General features: G+C 44.3%; 17 protein-coding genes. 6 read left to right on the plus strand and 11 right to left on the minus strand.

The genetic code is table 11. The annotated features are described in order from the left end of the window. Positions 1 to 127: 127 nt before the first annotated feature. Positions 128 to 2,431, plus strand: a complete 2,304-nt coding sequence (locus QNI24_RS08455; RefSeq protein WP_267176127.1) for a S41 family peptidase — start codon at positions 128 to 130, stop codon at positions 2,429 to 2,431. A 68-nt stretch (positions 2,432 to 2,499) separates the two neighbouring features. On the opposite strand, the gene QNI24_RS08460 is transcribed toward QNI24_RS08455, so the two are convergent. The 3 genes from QNI24_RS08460 to QNI24_RS08470 are packed head-to-tail and all read right to left on the minus strand — an operon-like array spanning position 2,500 to position 5,371. Continuing rightward, positions 2,500 to 3,039: a DUF6841 family protein gene (locus QNI24_RS08460; RefSeq protein ID WP_267176128.1), complete on the minus strand. Its 540-nt coding sequence runs from the start codon at positions 3,037 to 3,039 to the stop codon at positions 2,500 to 2,502. A 17-nt stretch (positions 3,040 to 3,056) separates the two neighbouring features. Next, complete coding sequence (locus QNI24_RS08465; RefSeq protein WP_267176129.1) at positions 3,057 to 4,388, minus strand: NTP/NDP exchange transporter; 1,332 nt, start codon at positions 4,386 to 4,388, stop codon at positions 3,057 to 3,059. Further along, positions 4,385 to 5,371, minus strand: a complete 987-nt coding sequence (locus tag QNI24_RS08470) for an SDR family oxidoreductase (RefSeq protein ID WP_267176130.1) — start codon at positions 5,369 to 5,371, stop codon at positions 4,385 to 4,387. The genes QNI24_RS08465 and QNI24_RS08470 overlap by 4 nt, the downstream gene beginning before the upstream one ends. Before the next feature lie 299 nt (positions 5,372 to 5,670). On the opposite strand from QNI24_RS08470, the gene QNI24_RS08475 reads away from it, so the two are divergent. Both QNI24_RS08475 and QNI24_RS08480 read left to right on the plus strand, forming a co-directional pair. Beyond that, positions 5,671 to 6,696 carry a sensor histidine kinase gene (locus QNI24_RS08475; protein WP_267176131.1) on the plus strand — a complete coding sequence of 342 codons (1,026 nt, stop codon included), beginning with the start codon at positions 5,671 to 5,673 and terminating at the stop codon, positions 6,694 to 6,696. Next, positions 6,693 to 7,385 carry a LytR/AlgR family response regulator transcription factor gene (locus tag QNI24_RS08480; RefSeq protein ID WP_267176132.1) on the plus strand — a complete coding sequence of 231 codons (693 nt, stop codon included), beginning with the start codon at positions 6,693 to 6,695 and terminating at the stop codon, positions 7,383 to 7,385. Before QNI24_RS08475 ends, QNI24_RS08480 begins: the two co-directional genes overlap by 4 nt. A gap of 62 nt (positions 7,386 to 7,447) precedes the next feature. Here the strand turns inward: QNI24_RS08480 and QNI24_RS08485 are convergent, their stop codons facing one another. From QNI24_RS08485 to QNI24_RS08500, 4 genes are all read right to left on the minus strand, one after another. Further along, entirely contained in the window at positions 7,448 to 10,594 is a 3,147-nt protein-coding gene (locus tag QNI24_RS08485) for an efflux RND transporter permease subunit (protein ID WP_267176133.1), read from the minus strand. A gap of 10 nt (positions 10,595 to 10,604) precedes the next feature. Next, on the minus strand, positions 10,605 to 11,774 hold the full coding sequence (locus QNI24_RS08490; protein ID WP_267176134.1) for an efflux RND transporter periplasmic adaptor subunit: 1,170 nt from the start codon (positions 11,772 to 11,774) through the stop codon (positions 10,605 to 10,607). A 124-nt stretch (positions 11,775 to 11,898) separates the two neighbouring features. After that, on the minus strand, positions 11,899 to 13,545 hold the full coding sequence (locus QNI24_RS08495; protein WP_267176135.1) for a patatin-like phospholipase family protein: 1,647 nt from the start codon (positions 13,543 to 13,545) through the stop codon (positions 11,899 to 11,901). Between the two features lie 152 nt (positions 13,546 to 13,697). Beyond that, on the minus strand, positions 13,698 to 14,399 hold the full coding sequence (locus QNI24_RS08500; RefSeq protein ID WP_267176136.1) for a DNA alkylation repair protein: 702 nt from the start codon (positions 14,397 to 14,399) through the stop codon (positions 13,698 to 13,700). Positions 14,400 to 14,554: 155 nt separating this feature from the next. Here QNI24_RS08500 and QNI24_RS08505 point away from each other — a divergent pair, with 155 nt between their 5' ends. Then, the gene (locus QNI24_RS08505) at positions 14,555 to 14,806 is read left to right on the plus strand and encodes a hypothetical protein (RefSeq protein ID WP_267176137.1); all 252 of its coding nucleotides are present in this window, start codon (positions 14,555 to 14,557) and stop codon (positions 14,804 to 14,806) included. Between the two features lie 157 nt (positions 14,807 to 14,963). Next, entirely contained in the window at positions 14,964 to 17,630 is a 2,667-nt protein-coding gene (locus QNI24_RS08510) for a choice-of-anchor Q domain-containing protein (RefSeq protein WP_267176138.1), read from the plus strand. 116 nt (positions 17,631 to 17,746) lie between these two features. Here the strand turns inward: QNI24_RS08510 and QNI24_RS08515 are convergent, their stop codons facing one another. Together QNI24_RS08515 and QNI24_RS08520 are read right to left on the minus strand one after the other, a co-directional pair. Next, the gene (locus tag QNI24_RS08515; RefSeq protein ID WP_283708622.1) at positions 17,747 to 18,379 is read right to left on the minus strand and encodes a hypothetical protein; all 633 of its coding nucleotides are present in this window, start codon (positions 18,377 to 18,379) and stop codon (positions 17,747 to 17,749) included. Then, on the minus strand, positions 18,376 to 18,921 hold the full coding sequence (locus tag QNI24_RS08520) for a hypothetical protein (protein WP_267176140.1): 546 nt from the start codon (positions 18,919 to 18,921) through the stop codon (positions 18,376 to 18,378). The genes QNI24_RS08515 and QNI24_RS08520 overlap by 4 nt, the downstream gene beginning before the upstream one ends. A gap of 196 nt (positions 18,922 to 19,117) precedes the next feature. Here QNI24_RS08520 and QNI24_RS08525 point away from each other — a divergent pair, with 196 nt between their 5' ends. Beyond that, a complete protein-coding gene (locus QNI24_RS08525) occupies positions 19,118 to 20,008 on the plus strand; it encodes a 1-acyl-sn-glycerol-3-phosphate acyltransferase (RefSeq protein WP_267176141.1) in 891 nt (296 codons plus the stop codon). A gap of 33 nt (positions 20,009 to 20,041) precedes the next feature. On the opposite strand, the gene QNI24_RS08530 is transcribed toward QNI24_RS08525, so the two are convergent. Both QNI24_RS08530 and QNI24_RS08535 read right to left on the minus strand, forming a co-directional pair. Then, complete coding sequence (locus tag QNI24_RS08530; RefSeq protein ID WP_267176142.1) at positions 20,042 to 21,070, minus strand: hypothetical protein; 1,029 nt, start codon at positions 21,068 to 21,070, stop codon at positions 20,042 to 20,044. A 222-nt stretch (positions 21,071 to 21,292) separates the two neighbouring features. Then, entirely contained in the window at positions 21,293 to 22,609 is a 1,317-nt protein-coding gene (locus QNI24_RS08535) for a hypothetical protein (RefSeq protein WP_283708623.1), read from the minus strand. Positions 22,610 to 22,702: the final 93 nt, after the last annotated feature.

Consider the following 22,702-nt stretch of genomic DNA (forward strand, 5'->3'; position numbering starts at 1 on the left):
TGAAAATTTTATGAACCATTTAAGGCGCTGTAATGTCGAATTTTGTACAAGGTCATCATTATCAGCCTATAAACATGGGTGTTGGTTACCGCAAATGATAAGAAAACACTAAAAAGAGGAGAAAATCGTGCGAAAAATAATTTTACTTTCTGTTTTGTTTCTGATGTTTGGATGTGCAACATCCCAGAAATCTGAACCCGAGTTAAAACCCACCACCACAAAAAACCTGCCGCAACAGCTGAGCCAAGAAGAAGCATTAGCTGCTTTTGCCAAACTCTATGGCTTTGCCAGGTATTTTCATCCTACCCATGAAGCGATGGAAGTTGATTGGGATAAATTTCTTATTTATGGCGTTGAGCAGATAAAAATGAGTGACACCACTGAATTGGTAAAAACCTTGAATCAAATTTTTGAACCGATTGCTGATGGTATGATTGTTTATCACAACCACCTTAAACCAAACATTCAAGTTCCCCAACCAATGCCCAATCAGCAACTTAAAATGTGGCAGCACCTTGGGCTGGGTGATGACAGTTTGGCACATTATGCCAGTAACCGGCTGGGTGACATTCCAGAAACCCATAACAACGCCATCTTCACTTATCTGGCTGGAGACAACTTCAAAGGGAAATACTACAAACTGACAGCCAAAGTAAAAGTAGAAAACACTGGACCAAAACTGGGTGGCAGGTTGATTTTATCTGCATATGATGGCAGAGGAACTGAAGTCACCAATGATTATAAAAATTTACCTTTGATTGATGATTTTGGCTGGCGCACCCAACGAGTGACTGGCAAACTCGGCCAATCCACAGCCTACATCATGCTGGGCGCTGAATTAATTGGACCGGGGCAAATATGGACTGATGATTATGAAATGCAACTATCAACTGATGGTGAATCATGGGAACAAGTAAAGATTCCAAACCATCAATTCGATCAAAGTGACAACGAATTACCAGCAGCTAAATGGCGTTCGATGAATGAAGATTTTTACAGCTATGAGGTCATCAATGATGCAGGGAATAATGTCATGAAAATAACTGCAAAAGGCCAACCAATTGCAGGACAGGTATTACCCCTAGAGAAATACCAATACACCACCAAAGAATTGGCACTCAATGAGCATCTATCAGTCCACTTACCGATTACTGTCTGGGAAGGCCCAGAGAACTACATCAGTGCCTCATTCATCAAACTACAAGAAATTTTATCTGCCATAGACACCCCCAACTTATCGGCCGACAGTGAAATTGTTCGACTGGCCAATGTCATTAAATTGTGGAATGTGATTCAACATTACTACCCTTATTTTGATGTGGTGGATACCAATTGGGAAGATTTGTTGATACCAGCGCTTAAACAAGCCAGTTACGACCAAAGTCCTAACCAGCATTACCTGGCTTTGGCGCAGGTCATGGCGCAAACCAAAGACGGTCATGGCATTATTTACTTCAGGTCAGAGCCTGTTTTTACCGGAGTACCATTGAAAGTGCTTATGATAGAGGATCAACTGGTAGTGGTAGGCAGCCAGATTGACAATATCTTTAAGGGTGATGTAATCACAGTAGTGAACGGCATGGATGTCAAAGACTATGTTGCCGATCAAATGACTTATGTGGCTGGTTCTCCACATTTGACTGAATTAAGGACCCTGAACCAATTTGGATATGGTGTTGCTGGCACAACAATCGATTTGCAATTGAAACGAGGACCAATTGAATTCAACCACACACATACCAGAGATGGAGTCGATGCCAGCACAACCAACATGTTTCACAACCGTCTAGATTATTATGATTTTCCTGACATCGAAGAACTCAAACCAGGCATTTTTTATGTCAATCTCGCCACCACCACAAAACAAGATTTCAAAGACCATAAAACCAAACTTGCACAAGCCAAAGGCATTGTTTTTGATAAAAGATGGGATGGCAAACAACCTAAAAGCCAGATAACCCTATCAGCAATAAGAGATTTACTGCCGCACCTCATAACCGCTGAAGTCTCCTCTCCCACCTGGCTGACCCCCGTGTATACACAACCCAACCAAGCTGCAATGCAATTCAAAGAGAGCAGCTGGAATATCAGCCCAGCCGAACCCTATTTCACGGGTAAAAAGGTGTTTATCAACACCCCAGCAGTAGTCAGTCAAGGCGAAACCTTCACTTCTTTCATTGACCATTATGAGTTGGGTGAATTAGTTGGCGAAAACACAGCAGGTTGCAATGGCAACGCAAATTTCATCAATTTATTCGGTGGCTACAGGGCCATGTTCACTGGCATGAAAGTGATCAAACATGATCAATCCCAATTACATTTGATTGGATTTGAACCAGACCACCCAGTCAAAAGAACCCTATCTGGCATCATAAATAAAGAAGATGAACTGCTGAATAAAGCATTGGCAGTGTTAGAAAACGACCATTGAATCACATAGATAAGAACTGCTCCAGCCCTGCTTTCACAGGGCTGGGGCAGTGTCAAGTAATCACATGGTCAGTTGAATGACCATTCTCTTGACAGTTCATAAGGACTGAACAGTGCTATTTGCCATTGTCCATCGACTTGCACCAGCAGATAGACTGAGGCTGTTTTGTAAACTTCTTTGCCTTCAGCATCAATGGCATAACCCACATTATTGGCCAACACCTTATGCTGAGAAAGTACTTTCAAACTGACGTTTTTCCACTTCAATTTAATGGCTCCTTTTTGTTCTAGCATGCTGACAAACCCATCAAAAACACGGGTCATTTGTGCTTTATCTTTGGGTTGAAAAGGCGGTGTATTGGGTGGCGTCATCAGAAAGGGTTGGTGGATCAATGCACTCATTGAAGCAATGAATGCTGGCGCTTTTTCAGGGTGTCCAAAGCGCTGGTTGTAAGTGTCTAAATAAGCCTCAAAGAACACCTCCACTGCTGCTTTTATTTGTTGATCTGTCTTGGTTTCTTGAGCTGCCACATGGGTCATTGAACATGCCAAAAACAACAGCATCAAAGCTTTGCCACTGGTCTTCTTAAGTTTGATTAATAGTTTCATGGTTTTCTCCTTTTTAGTTAGGGTTTAATGGCTTCAGTTGGTTTGATTGATGGGTGTTGGTGGGTTTGAACTGCTTCGTCAGTGGTTTGGGTGAAGGCATACATTCGGCCTAGTTTCAGGCCAACGAATGCCCAACAAGCAGCGATTCCGGCACCTATAAAGGACATGCCCATCAAGCCCAAACCAATACCATCGGACAGCACGGCAAATAAACTGCCACTGACTGCATCGCCGCCACGATAGACCACCACATCAATCACTGGCTTGGCTTTGAAACGTTCATCTGGTGTCACTTGGGTGAATAACATTTCACGAGCGGGACGTGTCACAGCGTAATTACCTACCCTGCGACCCGTTTGTAATGCCAACAAAACCACCACTGCAGGTACAATCGCTAAAATCAGAAATCCCATCACCACGAGCAGCGGTAAGCTGGCCAAAGTAAATCCCATACCCAGACGCTGAACCATGCGGCTGGTGATGGCGAAAGCAAAGACAAAAGTCAATACGTTAACCAACCAGTCGATACCGCCCAAAATTTGGGCACGTTCAGACCGACTGAAAACTGCCAACATGTTTTTTTGTTGAAAATACACAAAAGAGTTGATGAATACGTACAACAAAATAAACAGGGCGATTGCTAATAAATACGGGTTCTTAACCACGTCGCGAAAGCCTGACCACCACTGCGCTTGCATCACCAAATGATTGGCCGACTGTTTTTGGGCAGCTTTGTGCTGCGTATGTTGGTAGCGTGTTAAGTAAAGAATAATTGGAATCACCGCCAACAAACCCACAGCTGCCACCAACATCAGTTTTGACAAGCCCAGTGTCTCTGCAAACAATGTCGGAACAGCGGGGCCAACAATCGCCCCTGCACTGGCGCCTGCACCAATAAAAGCAAACAACCGCTTACCTTGATTCTTACTGAATGTTTCACTCATAAAACTCCAGAAAACCGATAAATTCAATAAACTGAATGCAGTGACCCAAAGGTAAAAACCTTTTTCAACCCAAGTTGGTTCGGTGCTGTGGGTAGTGACCACATAAAACAGTAAGAACGACACGGCGAACAAGCCGTAAACCACAGGAACCACATATTTAAAACGCACTTTACTGATAAAAAAACAATACAGCAGCACGATACCAGTGCTCAGAAAAAACTGAATGTTCCATAAAAAACTCACTTCGGTATCACTCCAGTCACTGGCCATGGCATCTCTCACTGGCCTGAGAACAAAGTAGACCGCCATCAACAAAAACACCATGGCAAATGAAGCATAAGCTGCTTTCTGTTCTTCTGCTTTCATCAGCGTGATCGACTCAATCAATCCTTTCAGCGATTTCATTGAGCTGCCAACAACGATTTCAAGTACGCCACCAAATCTTCATCGCTCATGCGAAATCGTTGTCCTTGATTCATTTTGACTAATTTTTGTATTGTGCGTTTGATGGTCATATCAGCCTCAGCTTGATTTGGGGTGACTAAGTAACGAAATTGGGGCTTTTCGCTGATCATGAAATCCAGCACAGCATCAGCCACCGGCTGTGGTTCATGGTGGTGTGATCGGTCGGCTTGGGTGAATGTTGCAAAACGCTCTATTTCTTCACGGTACAAGGTTTGCTGACCGCCCTCATCAATCTTTTTGAGGCGTGCTGCCATGTTTTTCATGATGTCAGATTTAAAATTACCCGGTTCAATAATGCTCACCGCAACATTGAACTTTTTCATTTCATCGGCCAAGGCTTCAGCGTATGCCTCCACCGCAAATTTAGACATGCCATAGGGACCAAACAACCGCCCCGAGAACAAGCCAGCAACCGAACCAATGGTACTGATGCGGCCTTGGCTTTTTATAATCAGTGGGGCAAATGCTTTGGTCACACGATAAGGACCCATCACATTGACGTCCATGATGAATGCCATGTCACGTTCACTGACCTCAATCAAAGGATCAAATAAAAACACACCCGCATTATTCACCAAGCCATAAAGGCCCCGCCCCGCTGCTTCAATCTCTTTGACTGCAGCATCTATCTCACTTTGAATGGTCACATCAAGACGAATACCTTGCATGTTTTCTATCGCACTCAATGCCGCGATGTCTTTGGCTTTTCTGGCACCTGCATAAACATAAAATCCTTCATCAGCTAAGGTCATTGCGATTTGTTTACCAATGCCAGAGCTGGCACCAGTGACCAACACAGCACGTCCAGCGCCAATCGCCTGGCCTTTGTGGGACTCCATATCCAATGCACATACGTCATTGAAAATAACAGAGAAACTCAGCATGACAATTAATAAAGTATTACGAATGAGTGGATGGATCATCTTTGACTCCTGAAGTTTAAAAAGTGATCCCAGCATAAGAGCCTTATTCGGTGGATTGATTGTTAATAGACCAACCCATATTTTTCAGTCATGAACCCCATAGATGCCACATTATCGGGATTCATCGACGCCACATTGGTGTTCGTCTACTATTGGGCTGTGTTGATTGATTTCTGTTCAAGACAAAGCCATTAATCAGCTATACTTGTGCTTAAGCTAATCACCCATAATTTCAATCAGTGCTGAAAAAAATCAACCGAAAAGTCAGTCTGCAACTCGCCTTTTGGACGGTCGTGTTCATGATTAACCTCGGTTATGACTGGCATCGATTTGCTTCATTAAGAGAAGCCTTGGAAGTGGGCGGCCTGAAAACACTGACGCAGTGGTTGGTTGCTTTTTTTGCCATTCAAGTTTTGGTTCCCAAGTTTTTACACCACAAGCGCCACCTGGCCTTTGGCTTATCGTTGCTGTTGTTGGCTTTATTGATGTCACAGTTTTACATTGCAGTCAGTTACCTGTACTTGGAACCAACCTACCCTTTGACTTATGGTGCTTTTTACAACAACAACCTGGCTGATTATTCGTTGATAGAACGCCTCGGTTTTTCCGATATGATCAGATACATTGTTATTTCAAAAATACCCACTTTACTGTTTCCAGCTGTGGTGTTGATAGCAGTAAATTTTTATGAAGAGCAACAACGGTTATTGGCTTACAAAGAACAAAAACAAGCGGCCGAATTGCAAGCCCTAAAAACCCAACTCAACCCACATTTTATTTTCAACACACTGAATAACATTTATTCCCTGGCCATCAGTGGCTCGACCCATACAGCTGAAGCAGTGGCAAAGCTTTCGGGTATTTTTGATTACGTGCTATATCGATGTAATGAGCGATTTGTCTCATTGGATGCTGAGGTTGAAATGATTGAAAACTACGTTGCATTGGAAGCGCTGCGTTATGGTGATCGCCTCAACACAAACATAGATAACCAAATTAAAAAGCCCACTCAAGTGGCTCCATTGTTGTACTTGACATTGGTTGAAAATGCTTTCAAGCACGGAGTAACACAAGAATTAAATCAAGCCAGGATCAATATCACCATAAAAAACAACAAACAAGGTGCTGTGGTATTTACCGTCGAAAACACCAAACCGATAAACAACCCGAACAATGATTCACATCAACCCATAGGTTTGGCTAATTTAAAACGCCAACTTAAATTGATCTACCCAGACCAACATCAGCTGAATATAGTTGAAACAGTGGATACTTATGCGGTTGAATTGGTGATAGGCAGTGAACTGGCCAGCGAGGAATCATGAGCATAAAATGTTTGATCGTTGATGATGAAAAACTGGGACGAGAACTGATAGCCACTCACCTGAAACAATTACCAGAATGTGAATTAATCGGCAGCTGTGCCAGTGCCATCGAAGCCAGTCAGTTTTTGCAAGAAAACAGCATTGATTTGATTTTTTTAGATATTGAGATGCCGGTCTTAAAAGGCACTGACTTTTACCAAGGTTTGAGTCATAAACCCGCGGTTATATTCACCACAGCCTACCGCCAATATGCCGTTGACGGCTTTGAGTTAGAAGCGGTCGATTATTTACTTAAACCCATTACTTTTGCCCGTTTTTTCAAAGCCATGGAAAGGTTCAAAAAAACACTTTACCAATCAGTTCCAACCAGCATTGACACAACCGCTTCAAAACATATTTTTATCAGAGCAAACCGCAAACAAATAAAACTGCAGCTGGACGACATAACCCACATCCAAGCATTAAAGGATTACTTACAAATTCATACCACCAACGGCACCCACATCACCAAAGACACCATGAAGTCCTTTCTACAATCATTACCGCCTGAGTTTCTCCAAATACACAGGTCTTACATCGTCAATAAAAACCACGTCACTGCTTTTACCTCACATGATGTTGAATTAAACAAAATAGAGATCCCTATTGGTGAAACATTTCAAAACCACATCAAAACGCAATTACAATAACTCAATAGTTACACCTACAAACACAACGCAATAAAACCTAAACTCAACAAATATTAATCAAATTAATTATGTACTTGTCGTCTGTTATTAAAGCTTTCCTTGAGGTCCTCAATGGCCATATAAAAGCACGGCACGATGATCAATATGATGGCGCTGGCAACCACGATACCAAAGCCCAATGCGATGGCCATGGGTATCAGTTGGGCGGCTTGCATTGAGCGTTCGAAGATGATTGGGGTGAGGCCGCCGAAGGTGGTTAAAGTGGTTAAGGCAATCGGTCTGAAGCGCCTGATACTGGCCTCACGAATGGCATCAATGGCAGGCATTGTACTGCGGCGTTTGTTGGCATAATCGACCATGATCAAGGAGCCATTGACCACCACGCCTGAAAGCGCCACTGCCCCCATCAAACTCACCAAGGATAAATCATAACCGAGCATCAAATGACCGATGACCACACCTATCGCACCAAATGGTATTGCGATCATCACGATCAAGGGTTGTGAGTAACTGCGAAAGGCAATCGCCAGTAAAGCATATATCACGAACATCGCCATGGAAAAGCCACTCCACAAAACTTGTGTGGCTTCGCTCATTTGGGCATCACTGCCTCGGAAACTCCAAGTCAGACCGGGAATTTCGGCGCGTATTTGCGGCAAAACTTCTTCTTTCATCGCAGCAGAGATGCGACTCAAAGCATTTTTCGGCTCCACATCCATACCCACGTTTATCACCCTGAGGCCGTTGCGCCGACTCAATGAACTGAACGCCTCACCCAATTCAACATCAGCCACGTCATTCAATGGCACTTCAAGACCCGTTGGGGTTCGAATGACCAGGTTTTCAAGCGTATCGAACTGTTGTCTCTCAGCCAGCGGTAATTTAACCCGCACTTCGATTTCGTTGGTGCCGCGCAATTGTCGCAAGGCCACTGCACCAAAGAATGCATGCCGCACTTGGCGACCGATGTCATCAGCGGTCAGACCCAGTAAGTGGGCCTGCTCTCTGAGGGTGAAATTGAATTGTTGTTTGCCTTTGTTGTAGTTGTCGTTGATGTTGCGGGTGGCACTGAATGTGGCCATCGCCTCTTTGAACTTTTCGTTGGCCAGCACCAATTGCTCGGGATCATTGTGCGACAAATCAACACTGATGTCATCGCGCCAGCCGCCTGGGCCGCGCTCTGCTTCAAACACAATCTGATCGACACCGGGTAAATCACCGATTTCCTGGCTCCAAAGCTCAATCAATTCCGCAGCTGATACCTCACGTTCATCCGGCGGTAACATCACTATCTCTACATCGATGAAGCTTTTACCACGGACATTGGTTTTGACCCCTTCAGCCGCTTCATATAAATTATGTTCCTCAAACATGCGGGATGTCGAATCGGTGATCACTTGTGCCAGCTCTGCTGCTTGTTCGCGGGTGGTTCCCACCGGCAAACGCACCCCAGCCTCAATCTCATCGGCGGCCACACGCGGCATATTAATGAAGCCCATGTGACCACTGCTGCCGTAAGCACCTGCCACAATTAACAACGAAACAGCCAAGCTGATGGTGATATAACGGTGTCGCAGGGCACGGTCAATGAATGGACCATAACTGTCTTTGATCCAACGACTGAAGCCATTGGCCACCTTTTGTTGTCTGACGTGAACGGCTTGACCCAAGCGACTGTTGGTGCTGGTGTGATGCGCCAAATGCGCTGGCAAGATAAACAAAGCCTCAAACAAAGACAACAACAACACGATGATAACCACCACCGGGAAGGGCCACCAGAAATTGCCGGTGGTTCCTGGAATAAATAAAATCGGGATGAATGCCACAATGGTGGTCAAAATGGTAAATGTCACCGGTATGGCGACATCGCGGGTACCCAATATCGCTGCATCAAGCGGCGGATGCCCTTGTTGTCGGTATTCGTGGATGTTTTCGCCCACCACAATGGCATCATCCACGACAATCCCCAGCACCACCAAAAAGGCAAACATAGAGATCATGTTGATACTGATGTCCGCAAATGGAATGAACAAAATACCACCAACAAACGAGATGGTCATACCCATCATGATCCAAAACGCCAGCTTGTATTCTAAAAATATACTCAAGATACCCAACACAATAATGACTGCAAGCGCACCATTGGTCAGTAATAAATTAAGCCGGTCTTTGAAGTTTTCGGCGTCGTTGCTGTCAATCCGATACTTGACCCCATCTGGTAAGGTCCTGTCCAGTTCCGCTAACACCCGCTCGACTGCGGCAGCCACTTCAAGCGGTGATTGTTCACCGACCCGATACACGCTGAGTTCTACTGAGGGTTCGCGGTTGAATTGTGAATGAAAACCAGCCTCTTCAAAACCGTCTGTGACCGTGGCAATGTCAGCCAAAGTTATCATTGCACCATTGGCACCAGCCACAATTGGAATTTGACTGAATTCATCGGCCCATTGTTTGCGCTCATTCAAACGCAACAGTACCTCACCACTGCTGGTCTCAATCGAACCAGCCGGTACATCGCGACCTGAAGCTTCGATTTGTGCCGCCACTTGACCCAGAGTCAGTTCATAGCGCCGCAACTGTGCCTGGCTGATCTCAACATGGGTCACATAATCAGGCATGTTACCCAGTTCCACTTGGGTGATTTCAGGCTCTGCCAATAAACGGTCACGCAACTGCTCAATCAACTGCCGCAAACGCCACACATCGATGTCACCATAAAGCCCGACATCCATCACTTCTTGTGACCGAGCACGGATACTGACCTCCGGATCCTCGGCATCATCAGGGAAGGTGCGAATGCGGTTCACGGCCTGATCAACTTCCTGGAAGACTTTCATGCGATCGGTACCTGCAACCAGTTCAAGGCTGACCGATCCAGAACCTTCGCGCGCCGTGGCACTTAACTCCTCAATGCCTTGCACCGAGCGCACGGCATCTTCAACCGGCTGTAAGATACCCTGCTCCACTTCGGCTGGTGATGAGCCTGGGTAGGCCACTTGGATATCAATGATGTCCATTTCAAATTCGGGAAAGACTTCCTTTTTCACCTCATAAGCCATATACAAACCACCGGCCAACAACATGATCATGACTAAATTGGCCGCAATTGAATTACCTGCCATCCAGGCTATTGGACCTGCTTTCACTGCCTCTTTGTTGGTTTGACTTGCTTTGTTTGGCTCTATTGGTTTGTTTGTGCTGTCGTTCATGGCCATACCCTCAAGGCTGGTTCAATCGCAGTGCAGCACCTTCAGCCACCCGTGACAAATCAGTAATGACCATTTGTTTACCGACAAAATCATCATTGCGCGCGTAGACATGTTGGTTATCACGGTAAATGACATCCAGCTCTTTGATATGCAGCTTTTTATCAATCATCAACCACAAAGTGTCTTTTTTTCTTACATACTCACGCTCGATTCGAGCCACGTTCTGTAACTCTTTGGCTGGAATATGGACCAAAACATAAGCGCCCAAGGTCAGTGCGGGTATATCATCATCGGTCAGTGCCAAAGGGTCATCAACAACAATCAAAACCCTTGGCATGCGGGTAGCGGCATCCACTTCTCCCACAACGCTGAGCAGCTCACCCATGCGGTATTGGTCTTTGGGCCAAGCCAAGTCATCAACCACCTTCACGGCAGGAGCGTTTTGCTGACTGTCAATCCAAGCCAGTTGGTTCACCCCAACTGTGGCCTCTACCCAAAAGGTCTCAACCCCAATCAGTTCAGCCAGGTCATCACCGCTGTTTACTTGTGAGCCGATGTTGACCGAGGTGCTTAAAATCTGAGCCGAGAAAGGGGCTTTGATTTCAGTGCGCTGTAAATTTAATTCAGCCTGAGTCAATGCAGCCTGCGCCGATTGTACCCGTGCTTGGGCATTGGCCAATTGTGGCTTCCTCAGTATCAGAGATTTTTGGGTTTCATCAACAGCACGATTGAGGCGATCAAAATCTCTTTTGGCGGCCATTTGTTCGCCCATCTCAATCTGCAAGTCAGCTCTGGCTTGAGCCAGTTCACTCATCGCCTGTTGTTTTTGTGTTTCATAGTCGGCTGCATCGATTTGCAGGATCATTTCATCTTGTTGGATGATTTGACCAGGAATAAATTGTGTCGAGGTTTTAATTACTGCACCGTTGACCCGTGCTTGCAGGTCAATTTCTTTGGCTGCCATCACTGTACCCATGGCAGTGATGATGGGTTTAAAATCACCCACTGCAACCGCTTCAGTCTGAACCAACATGGCGGTTCTGTTGGTGGCGCCTTCACGCTGTGCTTCAGGTTCGGTGCTGAATATCAGCAGTGAGAATAACAAAGCTGCTGCTATGATCAGCACACTGATGGCTATGGTTTTACCGGTTGAAAATCCTTCGGTTTTATTGGCACTCATGATTTACCCTGTTTTTGTTGTGGTGATTGCAGTAAAACAAGTCATTGATTCAACTTGCTTTACTGATTTTTTAATACCTGTTCAGATGGTAGGTGATGCGCTTTAAAAATGGCGTGAAAATCAGTCAATCATCATATATATCACCCGGCACCAAGCGCAATGCCGTATTGGGTTTTGGCATGTTGTTATCGCCCCAAGTATTTCTGAATGGATTGGCATGCCATTTGCCTGCCAATGTCGAGAGTTCATTGATGCGGCTGATCAGTTGTTCTAATTCGGCTTGATTACTGGGTGAATAACTGTTGGCGATGAGTTCTTTGTTATTGAATCCCGCGACATAACGGGCCAAATACTCACTGAGGTTCTCTGAACTGTCATTGGTCAAAAACTCCTCATATATGAAGCTGAACTCTTTCTCAAATGCCGCATATGCACTGAGCAAACGGCGCCAACGGTGTTCATCAAAGTTGAATTTCTCAATGATTTCCTCCGCAGCCAAACCGCCCAATTCCGATAACATCATCACCTGTTCTTCATTCATGGCCAGATTCAAGCCACCCTCATCTGCTTTCAAGGCGATGCTGACCACCCGATCACGGTAGCCAGGTAATTTGGTTTGGGCTTTGTCTTGCCAGTTCTGCGCCGCAGCGAACACCGCACCGAGGAAAGAAAACAAACCACCAATGGGATTAATCGGCACCGAAATCCCCTCATTGGCCTGGGTCGGCAAAAACACCCGGTTCTGCCCTGGCTGTCCAACCAATGCATCCTCGTCGTGACGGTCCTCGTGGAACTCGTTCAGTGAAATACCAAAAGTGGGTCGCAGTGGAAAAATGTCATCAAACAAGTGAATGGGAAAGTTACTTGAAATGCCACCGTCACTGAACCAACACAACCGGGGTTTGGCCAGTGCTTCGCGGCTGAGTTTACGCCGCGACCAATCGGCTTGATAAATGGGAAAGGCAGCCAACAACACCGGAAAACTCAAGCTCATGCGCACTGCCAACAACACTGGCATGTCACCACCCACCGGCAAACGCACCAAATCATCATTATTTTCAATGGTTTGCGGATTATTTTTGTTGTGATGATTAATCAGATAATTAACCACATTTTCAGGCAGTAAAGTCTTTAAATCAGTTAACTTGGCGTAACATGCGGTACTGAAAGGCAAGGCCACCGACTGCTGAGTTGAAACGTTGGTAGTGATGACTTTCAGCTTGATTTGGGCTTTATTGAGGTGCTCAAAAGTCAATGGCACTGAGGGCAACTGATCGTTCTCAAGTCGACCTGCCACCTGCTCCAGCCATTGATTCAACCAATCTGTCAGTCCAAGCACACCATTGTTTTGTGTGGTCATGCCGGAGCAAAGACCGTACTCTGTTGCTGTGATCGTTTGGGGTAATCGATAAAACTTTCGAATCTTGAAAAAATTTCTGATTAAAAATTTCAGTAAACTGGGTTTTTTACTTTGCACCAATTTCATTAATGCTGAAAAAACCTTTTTATGTTCAGGATAAGGCTGAAATAAGCTCATCAAGTCACTGCCAATTTGGGCTGGCAATTTATTTTCTAACAGCTCAAAACCAGCCTCACTCCGCCCCACTTGTCTGCGGTACTCAGCCGCACCAGCAAAAGCAGCCGCAATGGCACCAGCAGAAGTACCACCTATGTTCCTGAATCGAAATTTTTTAGCCAGAACGGCCACTGCCTTGGGGTAAACGATACCACTGGAGATTCCCCCTTTCATGACCAAGTCACATTGTTTCATTATCTGCCCTCTGTTTTATTAATTATTTCAGGTGTGTCCAATAGCAAAGATTGATTAACCCGTCAGTGCAGTATAGTTTCAAAGTTCATGACGTTTCTGTGAATTTGACACCACTTTCAGACGACACAAACTTGTTACAGAGAAAAGTATTTCTAGGTTTTGGCAAATTTTTTCTTTAAATAATTACTGGTGAGGTGTTTACTGATGTCCATGGGCTCACATTGTGTTTTGCCTGATTCAACCGGAATCGCGCCAATCCTTTGTGCTACTTTGAGCGCTGCTTGATTCAGTTTCAGATTCCTCTTCCCGATGCCCATCAGTGCGCCACCCATAGATAAATGAACAGACTGATCTTCGTTGTCATAAGTCTCATCTATGTGTCTGATATATTTCATAAAATAATCATCATCAGGTGCACTTTTCTTGGTCGATTTAGACAGTTCATAAATAAAACCATAAGCACAGCGACGCTTCACTGAATCATCACTTTTCACCCACTCATCGGCCACTTCATCAATAAAATTTACTTTAGCAACAGGCGCACCACAGGCTGAAAAGACGTGTACCATCATGCCATAATCCAGGTCTTTTACTTGTGCCTCCATTTGCTCGCGGGTGATCTTTTTCGGCTCATCAATCAACACCCCCAGTACCTTCATGTCGTAACAGTCACTGTTCCACAATTGCAATGCCAGTTCATGGTTTTTACCCACCTCCTTGGCCAATTTTCGTAACACCGTTAAACCTATCCCAAAACTTTTATATTCCGAGTCTTGTTCCATCTCAATCCAGTTCTTAATACCACGTTCATTTTGGTGCGCTTGTAGTAACTTCAACACATCTGCTTGCTTCATCACGTTCACCTGTTTCATTTATTCTTATGATTAGCTTAAACCAAGTAGGTTGTTATTTCGATTAAAGGTATGACTATATCATATCAAGTGGATTGTCTTGGCCACTGCAGCCTGTTATCCTGAAACCTGAATCAGGCAAAACACATTCATTTAACATGGCAAAACCCAATAAAAAAGGCCCCACCGCGACTATCGATGTTTATTGTAGCCAATGTAAAACACAACTATTCAAATACCGCAAAGGTGGCAAAGGCGCATTGGTTAAATGTTTTAAGGAGCGCATCAGCAAAGATTTCACTGAAACGCCGTGTACCTGCCCCGGCTGTGATCAATCTTTTGCTCGTGACACACTGGTCAGAGGCACGCCTGCCTATAAAATCATGGGTGGAAAAGTGTTTTTTAAATAAACTTAATTCATTATTCTGAACGTAATAAGCATGCTGTCTGCCGTTTGCCGTGGTTCCCTCAAATCATCCTAGTATTAACTTCAAATTCAAAAATATTTTTCTTCAAACTGCACCTTGAAGGTATATAATCATTGGTACTTAAAAACGGGGATCTCAAATGAAAAAGAAAAATTCATGGCCCAATCGTGCCGCCTTAAGTGGCGCCATATTGGGTGTATTAGGCTCTGCGCAAGCGGCCACAATCGATGTAGATGGACCATGTAGTCTGATTGATGCCATCCAAGCGGCCAACACCGATGCGGCAGTTGGCAGTTGTACCGCCGGTTCTGGCGATGACATCATCAATGTGGTCACCACTGACTCTGGGATTAACATCACCACCCAATTCGGCCCATCCAGTTATGACTCGGGTTATGTCGGATTACCAGTGATCAGCTCAAACATCACCATTGAAGGCAACGGGCTGACCTTATCAGCCAATGGTGCCAGTGATGCATTTCGCATGTTAGAAGTTGATTCAGGTGGTGATTTGACCCTGCGTGATACCACCGTAACCGGTGTCGATAATGGCTCAGGTACCGGTAGTGGCTTGCTGAGTTACGGCGGCAGAGTTACTATTGAGAACAGCACCTTTGCTTTGAATAATGGTGCTGTCTTTATGGCCAACAGTTACGGCAATGTCATCAGTAACAGCATCATCCGCCACAACAGAAACAGCAGTGGTTTTGCTGCGGGCTTACAAGGGGTTTTCGCTGGCATTGACATATCAAACACCAGTATCGTTGATAACACCCATGATTACAGTGGTTTTATCCGTGGCGGTTTTTTAATAGCTGGTGGTGTGGGTTTACTCCAATCCGATGTTTCAATCAGTGACAGTACCATCAGTGGCAACAGAAGCATCTATGGCGCTGGATTTTTTGTGGTTGATGATAACCCCATTCCATTACCATCTAAAATCAATCGGTTTGATGACAGCCCCATGCGTGGCATCATCCTCAGTGATTTAACCTTAACCAACAGCACCATCACTGACAACACTTCGTATTTAGCAGCTGGTATTTTGGATGTCACTGATTATGGTACCATCACTTTACAAGGCACCATAGTTGCGGGTAACAACGGTTATACCAACAACGGTATTCCCAATATATACTCAACAGGTGACAGCACTTTTAATCTCGGTAACTACAACATCATTGGTGATAATGGCTCAACTGGCTCTTTAAACATTACTTTAGGGGCCGGCGACCAGTCTTTTGCCAACGACACCAAAGATAACCTGTATCCATTGACCCTCAGCCAAGGCCAGTTGATGCACCCATTGAAAGAAGGCTCTGTGGCCATCGATGGCAATGACATCAGCTGTTTTGGCTCCATCAATGACCAAGAAGGCAAAGGCCGTGGCATTGACGGTGATGACAATGGTTCGTTTATCTGTGACATCGGTTCATTTGAGCACTCATTACCAATTATTGCTGACGGCTCACCTTGTACGTTTGATGATGCGGTGGCATCGGCTGAAAACGACACCAGCGTCAATGGTTGTCGCCCCGGTAATGGTCATGACATCATCCAGCTACCTGAAAGCAGCACAGTGACTTTTTCAAATTTCGTTGATAACTATGCCGCTGGAGTTTATTACGCATTCGGTAGCCCCGCCATCAATTCAGCGGTCACAATAGAAGCCAATGACAGTACTTTTGAGCGTGATGCAGCAGCAACAGAAGATTTTGATTTGTTGTTGGTGGCTGAGGGTGGTCAATTGAACTTGATTAATGCGAATGTCACCGGTGCTAATGGAGGATTAGGGGCTGTATCGAGCTGGTTTGGCGGCAACTTGAACATCATTGATTCAAATGTTTCATATAACCAAAGTGCAGGCATATTTGATATTGCATCAATCAACTCATCTGTGGTTAATACCACCGTAGCTAACAACACGCCCATAGGGCCCTACAGTGCAGGCTATGCTTTCAGTCCGCTCAGCACCTTGCAAAGTGTCGGCTTTGAACTGAGCAACTCAACCATCAGCAGCAACATTGGTGGTACGGGTGGCGGTGTTGATTTCAGGAATGTGACCTTGGCCAGCATGCAGAACTCAACCATATCTGGCAACACTTCAGTCTATGCGGGCGGTTTAATCATCACACCCAATTACAATAATTTTCAGGTAGCAGATATTGATAGTGCCACCATCACCAATAATGCAGGTGCATTTGTGGGAGGCATTTTGGGTAACGCATCCTCAGCCGAAGGTAACATTGAGCTTTCACACAGCATTGTCTCAGGTAACCAAGTCACTCCACCAGCACCACGGAATTTATCACCAAGCACCTTGAGTGCAGAACAACACCCACTGCTGTCACAGAACTTGGTGGGTCAGGTGAACAACCCAACATTAGGTGGTCCAACAACACCCACTGAAATTGGATCAAACGGTTCTTATTTCGAAGTGGACAGTTTCAACATCATCGGCCAAAACGGCGATCCAGGCACATACAATGTCACACCGGGTTATTCTGACATCGTACCAGCCGGTGCCACCAGCACGGTCATCTCCACTAATTTGGCAGATAACGGCGGTGATACCCTGACGCACCTGCCTGTTGATGATGGTGTTGCTGTTGATGGCGGTGCATCAAACTGTGAACTGATTGAAGACCAGAGGGGCTTTATCAGGCCGTGGGATGGTGATAATGATGGAGGTGACAACTGTGACATTGGTGCCGTTGAATTTGGTTCAATTTCATCCAGTGACATCATTTTCAAAGATGGCTTTGATCCATTGATTATCATCCGGAGAACGCCAACTGATAATTAACTGTTAACACCAGTCGTTCACAGCGATAATTGTTAACCAAAGAAATAACCAGCAGGTAAAAATCTGCTGGTTTTTTTGACCTAGAAATATGGAATTGCATTAATTATAATCAAAACTTATTGATCTGAAATTTCACCAAAGATTACAGCACAAGTAGAGTCTGGCTGGAACGCGCAACGCCCAGCAACCTCATCAAAAGGATCTTGATCGTGCAGCATGTTTAAATAGTATGATTTACCAGGCTCAATCACACAATAAGTATCAGTTGGATCATCTGGATAGGTAGAAACACGCACTTGTGGAAACTGAACAGGCACGAGCACCCGATTACAAACCGCTGTTTCGGTGAAATCACCCGGACATTCACTGATCGATAAACTCACCCAAAAAGGAGAATTATAATTTGAAGGCGTTGGGTAAAACTGTAATTTTCTTCTGAAATTCACTTGATCAGTAAACAGATCAGCAATTTCCACATGCTGATTGATAGTGAAGTTGGCTACTACGTTGGTGCTGGTACTTTCACCAAAAGGAAAACCATCATTGATCTCAGTGTAAGTCAATCTCAATGGAGGCTGACTGATTAGAGGTGGTGATGGCACCGTTGCACAGTCGACAGATGTCTGCGTTACATTTGAGAGAACTACTTGCTCCGATTGTAAATTAAAAACCAAGCTACTCTCATCGGAAAAGTCGTAATTCAAATCAGTCATAAAGGTCATTAAAACAACAATATAATCCAACATCATTCAAACCCTCCTTTAAAAATAAGCTCTGCCAATTCAGCACCTTCACAAATGATGTCATGATTGGAAGTCTCAGTTATTAAATGCACCTCGTTACCCACTTTTTTCACTTCGTGAGGAAAAGTAACATCTAATTGAAAAACTGTCATACCGACATACAAAAAAGGAGCATCTGTATTGATGTCCTCGCCTGAGAGTGTGGTACAAACGCCCAAATTAACACCGTCAGAAAAATCAATAAAGTTTGTTCCAAATGTAACCATCATTTGTTTTGAAACTGGATATTTGTAACGGTCAATGACCAGATAGTGATCATTACTGCATGTGGCTGTGCCATCTACTATTAAGTCTACCACCGAAGTATCAATCACATCAAAATCAAACTGACATTGGGTGGTTGAATAGGTAAAAGGTAAAACCAGAGGCAGTTCACGTGATGCACCTTCTGATTCGTTGATTTCAATGTTCCATTGTGCAATTGACTGTTGACTCATGGCGATCAACAGCGCCATGCAAATTTTTTTTACTGGGTGATACATTTTCATCTGGTCCTCCTTCCAGCTTATTTTAGTACATTAAGTTAGACTATACAGATGATACTATTTTAAATCACAATACTTCACTCTTTAAGATCAAAAATTATTCCTTTTGTTAAGACTTGAATTCATCCTACTTATCCACTGACACTGGTATAATCATTCCTATAAAATAACACACACAAAATTGCTTACAGGGCAAGCCATGAATAAAAAAAAACCATTAGAAATCAGAGACAAAACCATCTTTGATGGCATCATCGTCAAATACATTTTAAAGTTTATTTTTAAAATTTGGTTCAAACTCACGGGTTGGAAAGCCATCGAATCAGGTCACCAAGGTGCGGGTATAACCATCGCAGCACCACACACTTCTAACTGGGACGTTGTTTACGCCATGGGTGCAGCCATTTTATTGGACATCAAAATCTACTTTTCCATCAAGGAAAGCTGGTGTCGCATTCCGGTGATTGGGCGGTTGATGATGTGGATGGGCGCCATCCCCATCACCAGAAAAGCCGGAAGCCAAGGACAGATTGGTAAAATCACACGATTTGTTGATAAGCACAAACAAGATCGCATCTTTTTCTTATTCACTGCTGAGGGCACCCGCGGTAAAGTAGAAAAATGGAAAACTGGTTTTTACCATTTGGCCGAGGGCACAGATTTACCTATCTTTTTGGCCAAAGTGGACTTTCGCACCAAAGAATCTGGTGTATTCCACACTTACCACCTGACCGGTAACAAAGAAGACGACATCCGCTCAATCCAAGAATCCTACAAAAAAGTCCGCGCCAAATTCCCAGAATTACAATACCCTGAATACACCGGCCCCATGCCTGAGTTATCAGACATGGAAGCGCGGATATTGAGGACCGTTTATTCAGCCAAGGGCGTGGCCACACGGCTGGAGATTGCAGCCAAACTCAAAGCCCAACAACTTTCAACAGCCATGCTCGAATTTCTGGTAGAAAAAGGTGTACTTGAGAAAACCGGCAGCGACAATGCAGAACCTGAATACAAACTGACATTCGCTGGTAAAGGTTGCTTGTTACATCTCTATCCGGCTTTGAATCAAGAACCAGCTGCGAGTTAATTATTTAAGTATTAGCATGAAATCGCAGCGCGCTCATTGGGTATGTTTGAAGGCATCCAAAAACCCATGCTCAGAGATGCCCTCAAAACACATTTCTGGATTCAGTAAATGAGCTGTATCGGGATTAACCCTGAGTTCGTTTTCATAAATCAAACTGGCATGGTGTTTTAACGCAGCCCACTCACCGGCTTCAATACCCACATCTAATGCAACAAGAAACAGCTGATAACTGCCATCGATAAGCTGCGGTATATCTATTTTTTTTGTCAAGCAGCCACGAGTATCTTTAAGCTTGTCTTGTTTATTTTGTACTGCTTTGGCTAGTGCTGACGCCCCTTGTGCCAAATGAACTTTCTCAGCCACTGCCAAAGCTATCATCTGACTGAGGTAACTGTCACCAGTTTCATAAAATATTTTGGCAGCATCTAAGCACTGGGCTTTTAACTCTTTGTATTGCTCACATGCTTGCAAAAAAGGCCTGATAGAAGGTAAGGGTCGCTGCCATGACAAAGACAATTTAGCCACCACCGACAAGTAATCCGCTAAATTGTCTCGCATATACTGGTTCTCCGCTTTTGTTGGTTTAGCTGTACCAAAGAAATAATCAATATAATCATTGAGAAAGTATTCAATGCCTTCCTCAGAATGCGGATTCCTCAGCATATAATTCTCCAGTTCTTGATGTAGTTTTTTGGAATCGTAAGTCGAAAACTGAACAGAATTGGCTTTGGCCATTTGATTAATAAGATAAAACACATCTGCTTCATTGCCATCATTCATGGCATATTGTAATGGCGCCAAATATACCACAGCATCATCAGGGTATAGCGCCATTTGTTTGGCCATGATTTTATCAGCATCACAATCTAAACTGCCTTTTTCACGGCTACATACCTCCAACAAGTATTTGAGTGTGGTCAGCGAAGGATTAGACAATTGAGCCAATTTTTCTGATGTCTTATACATTAATTTGAGCGTTTTCTTGTCATGAATGAGGGCATCGTAATTATAGTCCCAGTAGGTGAGCCCAACCGCCTGTAGTTCCGGATCACTTTTATTCATTAGCTCCAGATAAAACTGATCCTCATTTGCTACATATGTGAATGCTAATTCGGGTGGCTCCCAATCATCTTGAGCTGACGCATTGAAGCAAAACAATATTAATAATACGACAGCTACCTTGGAATGAAACATTGGCATGATCTTAAATCTCCTTATTTATTTTTCATCTTATGAATTTAAAAGAATAATACACCCCTGTCTGATTTTGAATTAAAAAAGTGATTAATTGATATCAAAACCATCAGAAAAAATCATGTCACTGTCGTTAAGCAGCACGGTCAATGTCGCATTCACCTCATCTGCGCCAGTATTACTCCATCTGATCTTTTGTGAGCTGGAAGGGTCTAATCTGGGTGAAATCAATCTAAGAACCTGAGTATCAGCAGCTGTGGCTGGTAGGATTATGTTTACTTCGCTTGCTGGGGCTAAGGTAGATAGATCTCCAGCACATCCTTGCTCAGTACATACCTGAATTTGATAAGGACTATAAGCTGCCCCGGTATTCTCAATAGTTACAGTAATCTGATTTGAGTTGAGCCTGCTGGCAGCTGTAGCTGTGAATTTATACCCCATCATTTGTGAGGCATTTAGCAGTGAATTGGCACTGATGTTATCGTTGGTGAAGGCGGGTGAGCCGAGCATGTAATTCAAGCCGATGCGAATGGCTTGATCATTTAATGACTCACCATTGCCACAGTCGAATGGCGCCTGTGCCCACGTGCCCGTACTGTTGCAGCCAGTCCAATAGGCCTCACCGCCCCAACCGTGTTGTCTGTGCAACAAAAGCTGTGCTGCTGGTGTGGGGTCTTGTCGCCAATTGTTCACACTGTTGTGGTCGTTGATGAGTAAACTGTCATCAAAAAAACCAAAGCGCCAATCATCTAATGATTCATCACCTTGGCTGAAAAAACCATGTGCCTGTGCTGCATCCAAAGACAGCGAAGTTTGTATGTCAGCTGAAGTGGCACCAAAACCAGTGATGTAATGAGTGATCATGGTTTTTTGCAATTCATATGATGGGAAATTAGCTGATGTATATGCGGCACCATCCAAGTGGTGTTCACCCCACAAGCCAGCCAGACCCATTTGCACATAGGCGATGCGTTGATCATTGCTGTATCGCAATGCAAATCCATCAATAAATTTCAAGACACAGGCCTGAACCGAGGCATCACTCCATTCTGGGTTATCGAATAGGGATCCCTCATAAAAGAAGTCATTAACAATCATATCAGCTGGCGCATAACTCTCTTGCCCATAACCAGGCCCAAACAGAATGGGACGCAAGATAGCCTGATGCCCACGCGCATCAACTCGAGTTAAAAATTCATCAACCACAGTCCAATCAAAATCGCCGGAACATAAGGGCAGCACTTCACTCATACCAATAAAATCCCACTCCATGGCCAACACCGCTTGGTTTTGAGTCGTTTCCCAAGCCACCCCTCCAGTGAATGGGTTGATGTAACCATGATCCTCAAACGTCAGCACACCATCACCAGCTTTTAACGCAATGGTTGTAATTAACAAAAAAATCATTAAGGCCTGTTTCATACGTGCGTAGTATTGGTATCTAAGAACAATCAAAGCTTAGCATGAAGCTGCCATGAAATCATTGGCCTGCCTCACAAC

The organism is Marinicella marina (genome assembly GCF_030065545.1).
GTDB lineage: Bacteria > Pseudomonadota > Gammaproteobacteria > Xanthomonadales > Marinicellaceae > Marinicella > Marinicella marina.

Coding starts and splice junctions, on each gene's coding strand:
- QNI24_RS08470 (WP_267176130.1), bottom strand. CDS start 5,371: ATGATCCATCCACTCATTCGTAATACTTTATTAATTGTCATGCTGAGT.
- QNI24_RS08500 (WP_267176136.1), bottom strand. CDS start 14,399: ATGAAGCAAGCAGATGTGTTGAAGTTACTACAAGCGCACCAAAATGAA.
- QNI24_RS08485 (WP_267176133.1), bottom strand. CDS start 10,594: ATGAACGACAGCACAAACAAACCAATAGAGCCAAACAAAGCAAGTCAA.
- QNI24_RS08490 (WP_267176134.1), bottom strand. CDS start 11,774: ATGAGTGCCAATAAAACCGAAGGATTTTCAACCGGTAAAACCATAGCC.
- QNI24_RS08465 (WP_267176129.1), bottom strand. CDS start 4,388: ATGAAATCGCTGAAAGGATTGATTGAGTCGATCACGCTGATGAAAGCA.
- QNI24_RS08510 (WP_267176138.1), top strand. CDS start 14,964: ATGAAAAAGAAAAATTCATGGCCCAATCGTGCCGCCTTAAGTGGCGCC.
- QNI24_RS08525 (WP_267176141.1), top strand. CDS start 19,118: ATGAATAAAAAAAAACCATTAGAAATCAGAGACAAAACCATCTTTGAT.
- QNI24_RS08520 (WP_267176140.1), bottom strand. CDS start 18,921: ATGAAAATGTATCACCCAGTAAAAAAAATTTGCATGGCGCTGTTGATC.
- QNI24_RS08495 (WP_267176135.1), bottom strand. CDS start 13,545: ATGAAACAATGTGACTTGGTCATGAAAGGGGGAATCTCCAGTGGTATC.
- QNI24_RS08515 (WP_283708622.1), bottom strand. CDS start 18,379: ATGATGTTGGATTATATTGTTGTTTTAATGACCTTTATGACTGATTTG.
- QNI24_RS08530 (WP_267176142.1), bottom strand. CDS start 21,070: ATGAATAAAAGTGATCCGGAACTACAGGCGGTTGGGCTCACCTACTGG.
- QNI24_RS08535 (WP_283708623.1), bottom strand. CDS start 22,609: ATGATTTTTTTGTTAATTACAACCATTGCGTTAAAAGCTGGTGATGGT.
- QNI24_RS08505 (WP_267176137.1), top strand. CDS start 14,555: ATGGCAAAACCCAATAAAAAAGGCCCCACCGCGACTATCGATGTTTAT.
- QNI24_RS08475 (WP_267176131.1), top strand. CDS start 5,671: ATGATTAACCTCGGTTATGACTGGCATCGATTTGCTTCATTAAGAGAA.
- QNI24_RS08480 (WP_267176132.1), top strand. CDS start 6,693: ATGAGCATAAAATGTTTGATCGTTGATGATGAAAAACTGGGACGAGAA.
- QNI24_RS08460 (WP_267176128.1), bottom strand. CDS start 3,039: ATGAAACTATTAATCAAACTTAAGAAGACCAGTGGCAAAGCTTTGATG.